Consider the following 1,259-nt stretch of genomic DNA (forward strand, 5'->3'; position numbering starts at 1 on the left):
CCTAGCGGACCTGACCCGGAAGTTTCCTGACCGACCTTCGAGTTGTGTCTTTCGAAGGACCCGTCGATCCGCTGGCGCCGATGGCGGCCCGCCGACCGCGCAGAACCCGAGGTCCTGCCGCGGAGGGAGTGACCTGATAGGAGCATGCCGCGCCGAGATCGCGTCCCCTGACTGGCCTGTCCTACCTTCGCTGCCGGCATCGGGAACCCGCGCCGAACAGCGTCAGGAAGGACCGATACACATTGACCACCCCGCCCCCGCAGACGATCTTCGTCGGCGTCGACACACACGCCGATACCCATCACGTCGCCATCGTCAGCGAACACGGCAAGAAAATCGCCGACCGCGAATTCCCCACGACCTCAACAGGCTATGAGGCAACTTCGAATTGGATCAAGAGCAGCGGCGTAGTCGCTCGGGTCGGGATCGAAGGCACCGGTTCTTACGGGGTGGAACTGGCGCGGCAGCTGCGCCGGCACGGTTACGACGTTGCCGAAGTTCCTCGCCCGAACCGGCGGCTACGCCGCGCCCAAGGCAAATCCGACGCAATAGACGCCTACGCCGCTGCGCGTCGGCTACTCGACGGCTCGGAGGTTACCGCCCCGAAGAACCGCGACGGCGCCATCGAATCCGTCCGGGCATTACGCGTGGCCCGCAACAACGCGGTCAAGGCCATGTCGATCGCCCTCAACGCACTGCGCTCCTTGATCGGCACCAGCCCCGAAGAACTCCGCGGCCAGCTGCGCAAGATGCCGCGCGCTCGGCTCATCACCACCTGCAACGCATTTGACCCCGACCTTGGCCGGTTGACCGATCCAATCGAGGCCACCAAACTCGCACTACGCTCACTCGCCCAACGCATCGGCGACTCGCAAGCCCACGCCGACCAGATCAAACAACAGCTGGGCAAGATCCTCGAACAGGTCGCACCGAACACCATGGGAGTGTTCGCTCTCGGCCCGGATACCGCTGCAGCCCTGGTCATTTCGATCGGCGACAACCCCGACCGGCTGACCTCCGAGGCCGCGTTCGCCCGCCTCTGCGGCGTCGCGCCGATACCCGCCTCATCGGGCAAGACCACCCGGCACCGGCTACACCGCGGCGGCGACCGTCAAGCCAACCAGGCCCTGCACACCGCCGTCATTGTCCGCCTGCGATACCACGACGCCACCAAGGCCTACGCCGCACGGCGCAAACATGACGGCAAGACCACCCCCGAAATCCTGCGCTGTCTCAAACGCTATCTTGCACGAGAAGTG

General features: G+C 65.4%; 1 protein-coding gene. It reads left to right on the plus strand.

The annotated features are described in order from the left end of the window. Nucleotides 1-242: 242 nt before the first annotated feature. Nucleotides 243-1,259 (plus strand): IS110 family RNA-guided transposase (locus EBN03_RS33525; protein ID WP_122192185.1); only part of this gene is annotated, 1,017 nt, incomplete at its 3' end.

Source organism: Nocardia stercoris (assembly GCF_003696265.1).
Classification (GTDB): domain Bacteria; phylum Actinomycetota; class Actinomycetes; order Mycobacteriales; family Mycobacteriaceae; genus Nocardia; species Nocardia stercoris.